Genomic DNA, 13847 nt, shown 5'->3' on the forward strand with positions numbered 1-13847 from the left:
AGCCAAGACTGTTCAATTCAAAATCGAAAATCCAAAATCGAGAATTGATATTAGCCCCTAGCGCTGAAACACTTAAACGGCTGAAAGCTGCTGACAGAAATGCTTTCCGTCTGCCTGCTGCCTGCCTTCTAGCGTTAGCGAGACTGGCGACGACGTACGCCAAAGAGCGCACCCATAACCGCCAAACCTGCTACGGCTGTTGGTTCTGGAACGGCAACGGGGTCGCTACCGCCACCTGAAACTTCAGGGGGTGTTTCGTTGTTACCTGGAACTTCAGGCGGAAGTTCGGTAGAGGTCTCGCCTGCATCAGGAACTTCGGGAGCAGGTGGCACGTATTCCGGTACATATCCTTCGAAGTTGAAGTTATGAAATTCACCGCTACCGGAGACGGAGTTGGCAATGAAACGGCCTTCAACGTTGCCATTGTTAAAGGTCACATTGGCTTTGGTGGCTAACACGCTACCCGCGAACGAAAAGCCAGTCGTTTGAATTTGAGTGGCTTCGATAAAGTTGAACAGCACTTTAGAGGGGTCAAGGTTGCCCAAATTCATGCCGAAGTTGGCAATGTTGACGGTATCACCCAGGATGTTGAGGACAACAGTTGAGTCATTACCCACGCCATTGAGGTTGAGGTAGCTTTTGCCGTTGAACTCAGAACCATTAATCGTAAATACGTTCACGTCAGAGTTGCTGCCCTGTAGCCAGATACCCCCCCACTTGTACTCTGTGCTACCTGTTACGGCTAGACCACCTACATGCTCCGAAAAACCAGTCAGGTAAGTTTTAGCGGCGTCGAAGTCAATCAGGTTGCCTGTTGTAACGTTGCAGTTAGGGGTGCAGTTAAAGTTGACACCTGTATTAATTTGGCCACCCACAATAGCGCCGCCGCCAAAAACTTGGCCGCCGTTGTAGGTGAGATTGCCCCCTACGACCAGGCGCGTGTCTGAACCTTGCGAGTTATCTAAGCGATCGCCAATACCAAAGTTTGAAAAAGTTGCATTACCCCCAACGGCCACCCGCCCCTCAGAATCTGAGCTTTGGTTCATATCACCAAAGACAAATACGTTGTAATCGTTGGCAATTCCAAAAGAAGCAGCTTGAGCATGGCCGGAAAAACTAGCGGCGATCGCCACTGCTAGCGGTAGCGCTACCCAGGGAGATTTACGAATAGAGTTCTGAAGCATACCATTCCCGAGAAGATTATCGTATCAAAAATAACTCTTCCAAAACTCTATTTCGTCAGCATGAATACGGCTTTTGCCGCCCTGCTACTAAGATTTAATCCAGGTTTCACAGCACTTTACGAGAGTTTTTTAAAGCGCAGATTACTGGGTAAATCGTCTCAGTGTATCTACTAAGTCTGTAGATAAAATTTTGCAATCCTAACTAAACTGTTTAGGCTGAAACAGGAGGAAGAAGTCAGAGGGCAGAAATCTGAGGTGAAGGAAGGTGCAAAGGCGATCGCGCGGATTTTGATTGCTGGGCAAAATGCTAGTTTTCGTCTTCGCGCTGATTGGTCGCTTTAACTAAGTCTTGAATAGAACAATCAAACGCTGCTAGCAGTTTCTCGATTTGAGCAAAAGTCAAACGCGGTACCTGGGTTCCTCGCTCCCAAGCGCTAACCGTCGTAACTGTGACATCAAGCAAGTCTGCAACTTGGCGCTGAGTCAAACTAGCACGTTTTCTTAAATCTGCTAATGTTAACGGCTCAGAACTACCCATAGTATAAGTCAATCTATGTAAGTTGACTTGTATAGGCTTTATGGGTAAAGTCTAAATATATAAGTCAACTTACATATAGGTTTGCTGCATCAGCGCATAATCCAGGCTTTTCTAACTGGAGCGCTTTTCGCATTCCTCAGTCTCTCATCAAATAGCGCTGAAACGGTCACTAGGCCGTCAGTTTCTGCTGTCAAATTTTCTACTCGTTCAAGGAATCTACTTATGCAATACCGCGATCGCCTCTATCCCTGGTGCATCATTCGCCTGCTACCCCGCTGTCAGCGCATCACTGTTGGCCGCTTTCGCTATTGCAACGCCGCCGAAAATCATCTCAAAGTTCTGCGCCGCCTCATACCGACGGCAAAATTACCGTAGTGTTAGAGCCGCTGGAGGTAGAAGGCAGAAATCTGAGGGCAGAAGGCAGAAACAGAGGCAGAAGACAGGAGTTGAGGTAGGGTCAACGGCGATCTCATAGCGCATAGAGTCACAGACTTCTTATCGTATTACCTCTACATCTTGCAGAGCATCCCTTTCATCCTTTTGCCTTCTAACTTCTGCCTTGGTTAAGGTTTCCGTCCCCTTGCGGGGTAATGAGATTTGAACAACTGTATTTACGCAGTAGTCGCCAGTCCCACAGATGTTTCCGTCCCCTTGCGGGGTAATGAAATTTGAACGGCACTGCAATTATTGACGGAATTGAGATAGAGGGAGTTTCCGTCCCCTTGCGGGGTAATGAAATTTGAACTTGTTGCATATAAATTGAGTCAAGGGGCCGAAAAAACGTTTCCGTCCCCTTGCGGGGTAATGAAATTTGAACCCTGGACCTGCGCCTGGACCTGCGCCTGCACCTTGTTTCCGTCCCCTTGCGGGGTAATGAAATTTGAACCTTCAGTCGGCAGCAGATGCACTCCAACAGCATTTCTACGGTTTCCGTCCCCTTGCGGGGTAATGAAATTTGAACCTAAATACGTTGAGATTGCTCAAAGGGGAGTGATCCCGTTTCCGTCCCCTTGCGGGGTAATGAAATTTGAACTTGATAAAATTACCGTACAGGACGTTCGGCTATTTATTGTTTCCATCCCCTTGCGGGGTAATGAAATTTGAACGCCTGCGGTTGGGTTCGGGACAACGTCATCCCTCACGTTTCCGTCCCCTTGCGGGGTAATGAAATTTGAACGTGTTTACAGTGGCATTTTCCACGTAACAGGCGGTTTCCGTCCCCTTGCGGGGTAATGAAATTTGAACTCGTTATTGCTGGATTTTCCTGATGCATTCAATCGCGTTTCCGTCCCCTTGCGGGGTAATGAAATTTGAACCGGTCCGTTTTACGTAGACGGCATTGCGCAAGATGCGGTTTCCGTCCCCTTGCGGGGTAATGAAATTTGAACGCTTGCACAATCCTGAACAGTGTATCTACACTATTTTGGTTTCCGTCCCCTTGCGGGGTAATGAAATTTGAACCTGGGTACTTGAAAGTGAGGCGATCACTCTGGGGTTTCCGTCCCCTTGCGGGGTAATGAAATTTGAACGTTCGGGCAATGCTAAGCATCGCAAATTGCGCGGTGGTTTCCGTCCCCTTGCGGGGTAATGAAATTTGAACCAGCATTGGTTACGTTGGTTTCACCCTTAGCTTCTCGTTTCCGTCCCCTTGCGGGGTAATGAAATTTGAACCGTTTGAAAACAGCTCAAGCGGCGCTTGAGCAGAAAGGTTTCCGTCCCCTTGCGGGGTAATGAAATTTGAACCCCCTCGATCTGGAACCCTTGCGGGGCAAGGCTTTCAACACCCCAAATCTGAGGGGGTCTGCTTCAAGGTCAAATAAATGAGAATTACTGTCAATAACCCCTCTTCAAACAGGGCGCAAACCCTTGCACGGAAAGCGATCTGAGGGGGTCAACGAAGTTATGCGGTTTTCAAGGATCGGCAGACCCCCTCAGATTTGGGGGCTTTTGCTCGATAATACTCAGGCTTTTAAGCTTTGTCTACAAAAACGACGCATTTTGCAACATTTTTAGTTCTCATCCTTTGCCGCCTCTTGCCTCACCTCGTCTACGCCGCCTTTACAATGCCTACTCCATAGTGCCATAGCCAGCGTTAGGAAGACCCCTCTTCAAAGTCTGGTGTAAGCTGAGAGCGTCTTTGATTAAAGGAATGCGGTGTTTTACTTTTTGGGTATCAATGTTCATTTGAGTCTAGGCAATCCTGAAGGGGTAGCCCTGGGTAGCCAAAGGCAGCCCAAAAACAACCCACCCTAAAAGCCTGCACCCATACCTCGTCATAAGTTCTGTTACAGCAAAGGTTGAGAAATGGCACGAATTTTATCGCGATTGTAGTAATTTGCAGTGCCTCAGTGTAATCACGAGTAGCTTAAACAAAACCGAAACCATCCATCGACAAGAGCCTTTTCTGGAATGACCTGTGAACCCTCAATTTTAGGGATGACTGATAGATTACCAAAGGGGTTACTCCAAATCGCTTACAACGTAGGTTTTTATGACTTATGTTCTTCTCCCGATAAGCATACAAACTACAAAAAATTGAGATTTTTATTGTATATAAACCATGGTTAACGGAGCGACGAGACAGTCCCCCGCCTGTCAACCGACAGCTATCCTTGAGATCGGTTTGGCTTGGTGTTTTGCTTGGGGAGAAGCCAAAATTCCTCAAGTGGATATTCACGTCTTACGGCAAATGCGGAGAGCCATAAAGACGGGTGAGGCGTTTCCAGAAGCCATACAGCTTCATCTAAAACGAATTATCCAGCTGAATCATTTGGATAAAGCGAATTATCCAGAAAACGCCGAGGCACTGACCGCTTTAGTGCAAAAGTATCCAGACCTTTGGAATAAACGAATTGGCCTAGTCTATGGTGGAGCCACCAAAATCAAGCAATATGTCTTTGAAGCCTCCAAACTTCAGGACATTCGTGGAGGTTCAGCTCTGCTGGATCGCATCAACTTGATTGATCTACCAGCTTTTTTCAAAGGCGAAGAAGCAGGCGATCGCTTCCCACAGTGCGCTAGAGTTGCACAGTATTGCCAACAACTACGAACTGATTGGCTACAAACAGAATTTCCAGGTCTTCAAGACGCCCTTATTCCTGAACTAATTGTCTATTCCACTGGCGGCAACATTCTAGCCTTTTGCCCCGTTGCCTATACTGACGATCTCGCCAATGCAATTGAAAAGCGCTATACCACTGAAACACTCACCGCCAATTCTTGCGCCGTCGGCCAAGCTTTCCGGTTTTTAGAACTTCGCTACGGCCTGCTCAAAGACCCGATCGAACAAACACCTTGGCTAGACTGGTACTTGCAGAATGCAACGCAGCCCTTAGTAGAAGCTCTTTTTGGCAAAGCAGAAGATAACCTGACTGAGCAATTTAAAAAGCGTAAAAGCTTCAACGAACTGGTAAGACAGCTGGCCGTGCGGTTTAATCAACGGCGCAGCGGAGACGATCGCTTCAGGGGCGATCGCCCCAGTCGGCGTTATCCACCCATGCTTGAAACCCATCCCTATGTGCAACGCGATCAGACTGAAAACCGCTCTGCTGTCCAGCAGATTAAAGACAAACAAAATCGACGAGGGCTACCTGGAGAACCTTGGTTCTCCGATGTTTTAGCGCGGAAGCGGGTTACAGGACAAACTGCAAAAAGAGATAACCAAAATAAAGCTTGGTTTAAACCTGATGAGTGGCTAGGCTGGCATCCCGGCGAACTTGAAAGCTGGACAACACGGTATGACGATTTTTTGCAGAAACATGCAGAGTTAGCCGCTCAATACAATCCTAAAAAGCAACAGCTGCAAGACGATAAGAAAGAAGCGCGATCGCTGCGCGAGATTGGCAACGCCAGCAGTGGTTTTGTCGGGTATATCTACGCCGACGGCAACAACATGGGGGGCTACATTCAAACCATCACCACTGCTGAAGACTATCAACAGTTTAGCGAAGCGGTTTCAGTGGCGACAGAACACGCCGTTTACTATGCCTTAGCAAAACACCTTGAACCTCATCAACTTGCTGGAATTAACGATCCAGAAAGCGAAAACCGCAACGGCACTTGGATTCATCCCTTTGAAATTCTGACCATTGGCGGCGATGACGTGATGCTGGTGGTTCCGGCAAATAAAGCTTTGGCGATCGCCCAAACCCTCTGCAAGCAGTTTGAAACGTTATTGGTAGATAAAAACCCAGCATTTCGCAGATCTCAAACAGTCTGCGCAGAAACCTTTAAGGCGATTCACCGATACCAACCCCAAGATACCAATCAGGAAAATAGCAACGAGCCGCCGCCTTGCGAACTCAGCATGTCAGCCGGAGTATTGATCACCGCCCAAGACACGCCTATTTACTACGCCGAAAAGCTTACTACTCAGCTTCTCAAATCAGCCAAGAACCAGGCCAAACACCTGAAAAAAGAGCATGAATATTTTGGGGGCACTATCGACTTTCTAGCGATGAAAGCAGTCACAATGCTGTCTTCTAATATCCAGCATTTTAGAGAATATGGTCTAGTCTTTGGCAACAAGCCCAAACGTAAGCTGTACGGCGCACCCTATACGCTGCATGACATAAAAGGACTCCTAAAGACAGCAAAAGCCCTAAAAAAGTCAGACTTTCCGCGATCGCAGCTTTACCAAATTCGCAGCCTGCTCGAACGAGGCAAGCATACAGCTATGCTCAACTACCGTTACTTTCGGGTGCGACTAGACAAGGAGAAACAGGAGCTTTTGCAGAAACACTTTGAGGACGCTTGGTGTTCCCCCAAAGATCCGCAAAACGGTGGTAACTTAGCCCCTTGGATGTCCATACGAGAAGACTCTAGCACTACCTACGAAACCATTTGGCGAGAACTGGTGGATCTGTATCCCTTCACGGACAAGCCAGAGCAGGCTGATACAAAGTCCTCTGTAGCCAGTCAGGAGGTTTAGGTATGGTGCAGCTTAGCAGCTTGACTCAAAATACAGTCTCTATCCAACTCACAGCGCTAATAGACAGCGCTCTGTGCGTGGGAGCAGGTGGCTCATCCGGTTCCCTCGCTGATAAACCCATTGTTCGCAATGCCCGAGGGCAACTTTTAATTCCCGGCTCTCAGCTCAAAGGCAGGCTTCGCCATGAATGCGAAAAGTTAGCCCGTGCTTTGCAATGGCCTATTTGTGAATCACCCGTACCTCAAACAATGTGTCCTCAAGTGGGACTGTATAGCAGTGATTTTCAGCGAGAAGCCTACCGCGTCCAAAACAAGCAATTTGCAAATGGTCGCCCGCAGCACCACTGCCTGATCTGCCAAATCTTCGGCAATCCCTCTCTGGCTTCTCGCATTGAGGTCGATGATCTGGTCTGCCAGGTTGAACCCGACAACCTGCCGGAAGTTTTGCGTCCTGGGGTGACTCTTAACCGTCGCCGCCGCACCGCCGCAGACCAAAGACTTTATTTTCTAGAAACCTCTCCCGTGAATGTGCAGCTACCCTTTTCGGGACACCTTCACCTAGAACCCAATTGTCCCCCTCAAACTAAACCTCTGATACTGGCAGCGTTGCACCATATCCATGCGTTAGGGGGAAGCAAATCAGCGGGGTTAGGGTGGCTGACCTGGCAACCCTTCAACCAAACCTTAGTAGACGAGAATTGGCGTTCTCTTTTGGAGGGCAAAGCTTCATGACCACCCTGCAACTGACGATTACCGCATTGTCGCCACTGGCGATTGGATATCAGAAGCCAGGTGGCTCTATTATTCAAGCTCAGGACTATATCCCCGGCTCGGTGATTCGCGGCGCGATCGCAGGTAGAATGCTGCGTCAATCTTCCTCTGAAGACAACGCAAATTTAGACCAACCGGATAGTGACTTTCAGAAGCTCTTTTTGGCAGAAGATGCGGCTATCTTTAGTAATGCCTATCCCAATGACGCAGATCAGCCTGTTTACGTCTTACCCGCTACAGCGGTAAGTTCCAAAAATGATCCAGGGTTCCGTACTGAAAATTCTGCAAAGGTAGGAGTCTTTGATACGCTCATCGATGCCTTTTGTGCCGAAAGCTTGGGCTATCCTTACGATCCGGCCTGTCTTAACGGCGATCGCGCAGAGCCTTATAGCTCGTTCTATACCGTCCAGAATGAAAGGTATCAGGCTCACAGTGTCGATACGCGCTTACTGACGCGGGTAGGCATCAACCGACGCCGAGCAACCGCTCAAGAGCAGGTGCTCTATAGTATTGAGGTCATCAACGAAGCTAAGACAAAACCTAAGCAGCCAGCGGTCTTTCATAGCACTATTGCGCTTGAAGATGAGACGCTAGCAGGGCAGCTCACGACGTATTTAGAGCAGCAGCACTGGCGGCTAGGTGGCTCTGCATCGCGGGGCTTGGGCAAGGTTGAGATTCGAGTAGGCGCTGCTACGGAGAGAACGGCGATCGCCACGCGAATTGAGCAGTTTAACCAGAAACTACGCGATCGCTGGCAAACTTGGAGCGAAACTTTTGCTCAGTCCCGACCGTTTCCCAGCGACCAGACATTTTTTACTCTCGACCTACAGGCCGATGCCATTTTGAAAGATCAGTGGCGGCGCACCACAGTTATTTCTCCTGACATGCTCTATCAGATGGCAAAAATTGACGATGCGCCGCTCAACCTTTACTCAATTTATAGCAGCTACGACTACCGTTCAGGCTGGAATGCGGCCTGGGGGTTGATGAAAGATGTGGAGCTAATCACTAATCGAGGATCTGTCTATCTATTGAGTACCGCACAGATAGATCAGTGGCTGCCCTATCTAAAACAACTAGAAAGCAAAGGCGTTGGAGAGCGAACCCAAGAAGGCTTTGGGCAGGTGCAGGTATGTAATGAGTTTCATCATGTGTTTTGGGAGGATCCGGTATGACGTTTAGTGCTGAACAACAGCGCGATTTGAAAGTGCAGCGCGGTATTCGCCAGGTGGAAGATAAGTTAGTGCAATGGATTCAAGATGCCTTGGATAATACGCAATATAGTAAGCCAGAAAAAAACTCCAAAAACAATCGAGATAAATTAGAAGAGTCTCAGTTCCGAAATTTGGTACGTGTCTCAGACACGACTGAAAGCTCAGAGGTTGTCAAGAATTTTCTGCGCTATCAGGTTGGGCGAGACCGCAAATGGGGGCGTGGCCCTCAGTCTCTGGCTGAGCGAATTGTGACTGACATCGATGGCAACTTGAGAACAACAGCCCAAAATATTGCTAATAGTGCTGATAGCAGCCATACCAATGAAATTCACATTGAGTTAGTCCGCCGCTATTTGGGGTACGGTGCCCGCTATCTCAAGTATCTAAACGATGGTCAATCAATATAGCAAAGGTGCAATTATGCAGAACCACACGGTATTGCTGGATGCGGAAGGCCGATTAGCTCTTCCAGAAAGTGTCCGTCAGCAACTTGGGTTAACGGTGGGCGATCGCTTCATTCTGACTATTTCCGAGAACAACGTGCTGCAATTGGTGAGCTTGAAAAAGCAGGTTCAATCCTTACGAGGGCTATTAAAAAACCCTACCCCTGAGCAGAGCGTGGTAGATGAGCTAATTCAAGAACGTCGTAGGAGTGCTATCAGTGAATAATGCTGTACTAGACGCTTCTGCAATGCTGGCATACTTTTACGATGAACCGGGAGCAGATGTGGTCGAAAAAGTATTGCTGACTAATGTATGCATGGGAGCTATTAACTGGGCTGAGGTTCTTTCTAAAGTTAGTGATAAGGGGTGCGTGCCTCAAGATTTGATAAAAACTTTGACTAGCCAAGGCTTACTTGGCAATAGCTTAGAAATCTTGCCAACTACTGAAGTAGATGCGCTGATAATAGCTCAGCTACGTGCTCGAACCAGATCTCTGGGGCTTTCTTTAGGTGATCGAGCCTGTCTAGCCCTTGGGCTACGGCTTAGGTGTCCTGTCATCACCGCAGATCAGATTTGGAGTGAACTAGACATTGAAGTCTCAGTTCAAACTATTCGTTGATAAATAAGCAGCTACAATTCATGTTTGATATATTTAAGAGCCGCTTAGAAATTAGCGGTATCCTCACTACCGTTACATCTCTACGAATTTCGCAAGGGCGATCGCTCGAACCAATTGGTTCAGACTTGCCAGTCGTCAAAGATTCCTTAGGAAAACCGCTGATTCCTGGATCAAGTTTCAAAGGAGCTTTGCGATCGCGCCTAGAAAGTTTTCTCCGTGGCATTTTAGGCGACAGCCGCAAGCTAGTTGCCAATCCCGCCATCGAAGAAGAGTGGTCTTTAACTGCAAATGAAATCAACTTGCTCAAAGAGCAGCACGACAATGACGCAGCTTTGACCGCAGCTATTTTGGCAGAAACCGACTTGGTTTCACGGCTCTTTGGCTCACCCTGGATATCCAGTAAATTTCAGGTGCGGGATCTAACTGTTCTACCAGATACCTGGTTTGGTCAGTATCAAGAGCGTGACGGCGTTTCAATTGATCGCGATACTGAAACGGCTGCGGACAAAAAACTTTACGATTTTCAGGTTGTCCCAGCCGGAACTCCGTTTGAATTCAAGGCCGTTGTTGAAAACGCCGAAGACTGGGAACTGGGGCTGTTGATGATTGGGCTACATCAGTTTGAAAGTGAACAAATTCCTCTAGGCGGCGGGCGATCGCGCGGCTTGGGTGTTGTTAAGCTAAATATCCAAGATGTGTGGTGGGTAGACTATCCCGAAGAACGCCCCGAAGAGTTACTCACATATCTACAGCGCTTAGTTAAAGGTGAAAAAGACACTTATTATAAGCTTTCTCCAGAATCTTTCTTGACGTACAAAGAAGACTGGACTTCTGCCTTATTGAATTATCTAACTCAGTACACTTCGAATCAGCAACAGGCTGTCCCTGCAGAGGAGAACAGCCATGCATAAACGATTTGTCAATCACTGTACTATTGAATTCACCCTTACTCCCTGCGGGCCAATTTTAATTAAATCTGGCAAAGAAGGAGCTGATCCCACCAAGCCCCAAATGGAGTTTGTAGAAACCTATCATCAAGGCGGTCGCTCTATTTACCTACCCGGCAGCTCTCTCAAGGGTGCTCTGCGTGCTCATGCTGAGCGGATTGTTAGAACAGTGGGCAGCGATCGCAAACCGTCTGATCCAAGTGATCTTTGGGCTAGCGACCCGCTTGATCTAAGCAGCTATCAATACCTGGATGACATCAAGGATACGCGAGAGCTTTATCGGCTATCTTCCTTTACCGACCAGCTATTTGGCAGTATCGCGATCGCCAGTCGTCTCCGCATTGAAGATGCTTATCCCGCCGATAAGACTCAACTCAAAATCGAGGAGCGTAATGGGGTTGCCATTGACAGAGTTTATGGCTCAGTCGCGGTAGGGCCTTTTGACTATCAAGTTTGCACCAGCGGCGAATTTCGCGCCAAACTGCATCTCAAAAACTTTACGCTGGCGCAGCTTGGGTTGATGGGTTTAGTCTTGCGCGATTTAGATGATGGCTGGTTTGGCTTGGGCTTTGCCAAGTCTCGGGGGATGGGCTTGGTCAACATTAATTTAAACAAGGCCGTCGTACAATATCCTGGCTGCGTGCTAGAGGCTGATCAAATCAAGGCCATTGGCTCAAATCAGCTTTGGCTCAAAACTTTGCTTTTAGGAGCCGGAGAGTTTTTAGAACCCAATGAAGCCGAGCGCTACGGTTTTCCCAAACCCGATCGCCAAGAAACCCCTGTAGCCGGAAGCCCGATGGATTTGGGGTTTGGTGTGCAGCTAACTTGGTCAGGGCAAGAACAGGTGACAGACCTGTTTGTTCGAGCGGTTAAATCCTGGAGCCGTTTACTGGGGGTTGCAGCGTGAATGGTTTTGTGGGGGTGAACACAGTTGAGACGGCTGAGCAACTAGAGGCGCTAATCAACACTGTTCTAGGAAGCGATCGCGTCTATTTTCTACGCTGGCCTCACAAAGTTAGCGGTCTATGCCATAGTCTACCGGAAGGCTTTCCCAGTCCAGAAGGACAAGTCTTTGACGGCGATCGCGAACTACGCTGGAAAGTTCAGGGGTTAGGCTACAGCGTTTTGATGCTGAGTACAACGGAACTGGCTAAGGGCTTTGACTCGGTAGGTGCAGCGTGGGAAGCCTGCGATCGCCCTGCTCATATCTATCCTTCAACCGAAACTCGTTTTCCGCAAGGGATTGCCGATCGCGGCATCAACATTGAGCAGCGGTATTTTCTCGACAAAAAAACTGCCGTCGTGCATTTTGTTGCCCTAGTTGCAAAGCAGAAAAAAGGCAATGACAACACCTAAACCGATTAAAAGAAAGGCCCAACCTCAACGACCTACGCCAAAAAAGGATCGTTCAGGTTCTCCTCAAACCACTGCAAAACAAAACCCAGTTCCAGATACTGGAGATAAACCCTATGGTTTAGTTCCTCTGCCAGCTAAAGGAGTCGATCGCCAATTTCCGGCTGGACAAAATCGGTTCAGAAAAGACCTAGTTAGCGGCAAACTTTACCTCACGCTCACCGCTCAGACTTCCACGTTTGTGGCTTCTGGGATAGTTGCTATGGGTCGTGATGTCAACTTTAAAGTAGACCTGATTAAAACGGCTGTTCATCATAAAAATACGCTGATTATTCCAGGAAGTTCTCTCAAAGGAGTGATTCGCTCAACCTATGAAGCCCTGACCCGTAGCTGCCTCTGTAAGACCAAGGCAAGACGGGAAGAGCTTCCTCCGGGTTACGGAGAATGCAAAATTAAAAAAGATCAGGTTGAGGTTTGTCCGGCCTGTCGAGTATTTGGAGCAATGGGCTGGCAAGGATTGGTTTCTTTTGCGGATGTTGTGGGGCAAAAGGCGAGTACCAGCATCGGATTCATGCCTTCCCTCTATAGGCCCAGAACAGAAAACCCGATGTATCAAAACAACGGTAGGGTGGCAGGGCGCAAGTTCTATCATCATGCGGTTAAGGCTATAGACGCCGGAGAGCAGCGAGGTATCCCTGTGCAACAGGCGGCAGAAGCCTATGTGTTCAAAACCGCACTTCAATTTAAGAACCTGACGGAAGCAGAACTCGGTACGCTATTCGTAATTTTGGGGCAGGACAGCGACTATCCCATCGCGCTTAAAGTGGGGGGCGGCAAACCTGTGGGGATGGGCACCTTGGTTGCCACTGTAGAAGCTTTGGAAAAGCCTGCGAGTCCTGAAGACCGCTACACTCGCTATGCTCTGCCTGAGTCCGATCGCTTAACCGATGAGCCTCTGAAAAATTACATGCAGGCCGCGATCGCCTCAGCGCATCAAAAACTAATTGAAAGCTACCAGCTTCAGGAACTTGCAAGAATTCTAGCCTACCCAACCCAACGCACCGCACCGGAGGGAATGTACTAAAGCATGACAACTGAAACGATCTCTTTGGAATTAACCGAAGTGCAATGGCAGGTAGCCCGTGCGATCGCTCGACAACTCGTGATCGACGACACTGATGTCAATGAGCTGAGGAAAACAATTGCGTATCTCAGAGAGTATCGCGATCGCGCAAATGCAGGCAAAGCTTTCTTTGATTACCTCAAAACGCTGGTTCGTCGAGGTGATCAAATCGGCCACAGTAAAAAGACGATTGACTATTACAAAAGCTTAGAAGCTGTCTGTGACAGTCATTTGAAAGACTATCAAGCCGAAGCTCCTCAAATGCTGATGATTTTGGGCTGGGCGGCTCGCCTTGTTCAATACTATAAAAGTACTCCAATTGGCGAGCTTCAGCAGATTGAGGTGATGTCAGAACGAGAAGCTGAGGTTCGAGCCGTAACCCAATCCCATACTTTTGAAATTGGACAGGAACTTCCTGCTAAAGTTGTAGCGATCAAAAACAACAGAGTCACTTATGAACTCTTAGGCACTATCAAGCTAACGACCAAAGAGCCTAAGCTATTTAAGAAACTAACCATAGCTCAGGAGATAACCGTCCGGATTGAAGACCTCAAGGAAGATGGCTCAATCAAGCGAGTAAAGGGAATCGTTTAGAGGGTGTTTGAAAAGCTAATGATTGTGATTTTAGGCACTTATTGCTCCCCTCTACTGTCTTGGAAAAAGGGGGAATTGGCTCGGCAGTCTCCCTTTTTAAGAGGGTTCTAAACCGTTTTGCTACGCAGCAG

The 13847-nt window shown here is 48.2% G+C and carries 14 protein-coding genes and 1 CRISPR repeat array; of the genes, 12 read left to right on the forward strand and 2 right to left on the reverse strand.

Features of this window, described 5'->3' with window-relative positions; translation table 11 throughout:
- Positions 1–134: 134 nt before the first annotated feature.
- Together ACTS3T_RS05525 and ACTS3T_RS05530 are read right to left on the reverse strand one after the other, a co-directional pair.
- Complete coding sequence (locus ACTS3T_RS05525; RefSeq protein ID WP_377968316.1) at positions 135–1184, reverse strand: choice-of-anchor A family protein; 1050 nt, start codon at positions 1182–1184, stop codon at positions 135–137.
- 307 nt (positions 1185–1491) lie between these two features.
- Positions 1492–1722: a helix-turn-helix transcriptional regulator gene (locus ACTS3T_RS05530; RefSeq protein WP_377968315.1), complete on the reverse strand. Its 231-nt coding sequence runs from the start codon at positions 1720–1722 to the stop codon at positions 1492–1494.
- 222 nt (positions 1723–1944) lie between these two features.
- On the opposite strand from ACTS3T_RS05530, the gene ACTS3T_RS05535 reads away from it, so the two are divergent.
- The 12 genes from ACTS3T_RS05535 to ACTS3T_RS05590 all read left to right on the forward strand — a co-directional run bounded on the left by ACTS3T_RS05535 (position 1945) and on the right by ACTS3T_RS05590 (position 13716).
- Positions 1945–2097: a hypothetical protein gene (locus tag ACTS3T_RS05535; protein ID WP_462934842.1), complete on the forward strand. Its 153-nt coding sequence runs from the start codon at positions 1945–1947 to the stop codon at positions 2095–2097.
- A gap of 193 nt (positions 2098–2290) precedes the next feature.
- A CRISPR array of direct repeats spans positions 2291–3465; the repeat unit is 35 nt; unit sequence GTTTCCGTCCCCTTGCGGGGTAATGAAATTTGAAC.
- Between the two features lie 817 nt (positions 3466–4282).
- Positions 4283–6652: a type III-B CRISPR-associated protein Cas10/Cmr2 gene (cas10, locus tag ACTS3T_RS05540; protein ID WP_377967994.1), complete on the forward strand. Its 2370-nt coding sequence runs from the start codon at positions 4283–4285 to the stop codon at positions 6650–6652.
- Between the two features lie 2 nt (positions 6653–6654).
- Positions 6655–7383: an RAMP superfamily CRISPR-associated protein gene (locus tag ACTS3T_RS05545; RefSeq protein WP_377967995.1), complete on the forward strand. Its 729-nt coding sequence runs from the start codon at positions 6655–6657 to the stop codon at positions 7381–7383.
- A complete protein-coding gene (gene csx10 / locus ACTS3T_RS05550; protein WP_377967996.1) occupies positions 7380–8597 on the forward strand; it encodes a type III-D CRISPR-associated RAMP protein Csx10 in 1218 nt (405 codons plus the stop codon). The genes ACTS3T_RS05545 and csx10 overlap by 4 nt, the downstream gene beginning before the upstream one ends.
- Positions 8594–9043 (forward strand): hypothetical protein, encoded by a 450-nt coding sequence (locus ACTS3T_RS05555; protein WP_377967997.1) that lies wholly within the window; start codon positions 8594–8596, stop codon positions 9041–9043. Before csx10 ends, ACTS3T_RS05555 begins: the two co-directional genes overlap by 4 nt.
- Before the next feature lie 13 nt (positions 9044–9056).
- A complete protein-coding gene (locus tag ACTS3T_RS05560; protein ID WP_377967998.1) occupies positions 9057–9305 on the forward strand; it encodes an AbrB/MazE/SpoVT family DNA-binding domain-containing protein in 249 nt (82 codons plus the stop codon).
- Positions 9298–9699 (forward strand): type II toxin-antitoxin system VapC family toxin, encoded by a 402-nt coding sequence (locus ACTS3T_RS05565; RefSeq protein WP_377967999.1) that lies wholly within the window; start codon positions 9298–9300, stop codon positions 9697–9699. The genes ACTS3T_RS05560 and ACTS3T_RS05565 overlap by 8 nt, the downstream gene beginning before the upstream one ends.
- A gap of 20 nt (positions 9700–9719) precedes the next feature.
- Positions 9720–10610, forward strand: a complete 891-nt coding sequence (csx7, locus tag ACTS3T_RS05570; protein ID WP_377968000.1) for a type III CRISPR-associated RAMP protein Csx7 — start codon at positions 9720–9722, stop codon at positions 10608–10610.
- On the forward strand, positions 10603–11553 hold the full coding sequence (locus ACTS3T_RS05575; protein ID WP_377968001.1) for an RAMP superfamily CRISPR-associated protein: 951 nt from the start codon (positions 10603–10605) through the stop codon (positions 11551–11553). The genes csx7 and ACTS3T_RS05575 overlap by 8 nt, the downstream gene beginning before the upstream one ends.
- Positions 11550–12002, forward strand: coding sequence for a hypothetical protein (locus ACTS3T_RS05580; RefSeq protein ID WP_377968002.1), 453 nt, complete (start codon positions 11550–11552; stop codon positions 12000–12002). The genes ACTS3T_RS05575 and ACTS3T_RS05580 overlap by 4 nt, the downstream gene beginning before the upstream one ends.
- Positions 11989–13083, forward strand: coding sequence for an RAMP superfamily CRISPR-associated protein (locus ACTS3T_RS05585; protein ID WP_377968003.1), 1095 nt, complete (start codon positions 11989–11991; stop codon positions 13081–13083). The genes ACTS3T_RS05580 and ACTS3T_RS05585 overlap by 14 nt, the downstream gene beginning before the upstream one ends.
- Before the next feature lie 3 nt (positions 13084–13086).
- A complete protein-coding gene (locus ACTS3T_RS05590) occupies positions 13087–13716 on the forward strand; it encodes a hypothetical protein (RefSeq protein WP_377968004.1) in 630 nt (209 codons plus the stop codon).
- Positions 13717–13847: the final 131 nt, after the last annotated feature.

It is taken from the genome of Almyronema sp., assembly GCF_052168255.1.
Taxonomy (GTDB): Bacteria; Cyanobacteriota; Cyanobacteriia; order Phormidesmidales; family Phormidesmidaceae; genus Sphaerothrix; species Sphaerothrix epifaneia.

Bases quoted from the DNA above. Each gene is read 5' to 3' on its own strand.
- ACTS3T_RS05525 (WP_377968316.1), bottom strand. From the start codon at position 1,184: ATGCTTCAGAACTCTATTCGTAAATCTCCCTGGGTAGCGCTACCGCTA.
- ACTS3T_RS05530 (WP_377968315.1), bottom strand. From the start codon at position 1,722: ATGGGTAGTTCTGAGCCGTTAACATTAGCAGATTTAAGAAAACGTGCT.
- ACTS3T_RS05535 (WP_462934842.1), top strand. From the start codon at position 1,945: ATGCAATACCGCGATCGCCTCTATCCCTGGTGCATCATTCGCCTGCTA.
- cas10 (WP_377967994.1), top strand. From the start codon at position 4,283: ATGGTTAACGGAGCGACGAGACAGTCCCCCGCCTGTCAACCGACAGCT.
- ACTS3T_RS05545 (WP_377967995.1), top strand. From the start codon at position 6,655: ATGGTGCAGCTTAGCAGCTTGACTCAAAATACAGTCTCTATCCAACTC.
- csx10 (WP_377967996.1), top strand. From the start codon at position 7,380: ATGACCACCCTGCAACTGACGATTACCGCATTGTCGCCACTGGCGATT.
- ACTS3T_RS05555 (WP_377967997.1), top strand. From the start codon at position 8,594: ATGACGTTTAGTGCTGAACAACAGCGCGATTTGAAAGTGCAGCGCGGT.
- ACTS3T_RS05560 (WP_377967998.1), top strand. From the start codon at position 9,057: ATGCAGAACCACACGGTATTGCTGGATGCGGAAGGCCGATTAGCTCTT.
- csx7 (WP_377968000.1), top strand. From the start codon at position 9,720: ATGTTTGATATATTTAAGAGCCGCTTAGAAATTAGCGGTATCCTCACT.
- ACTS3T_RS05575 (WP_377968001.1), top strand. From the start codon at position 10,603: ATGCATAAACGATTTGTCAATCACTGTACTATTGAATTCACCCTTACT.
- ACTS3T_RS05585 (WP_377968003.1), top strand. From the start codon at position 11,989: ATGACAACACCTAAACCGATTAAAAGAAAGGCCCAACCTCAACGACCT.
- ACTS3T_RS05590 (WP_377968004.1), top strand. From the start codon at position 13,087: ATGACAACTGAAACGATCTCTTTGGAATTAACCGAAGTGCAATGGCAG.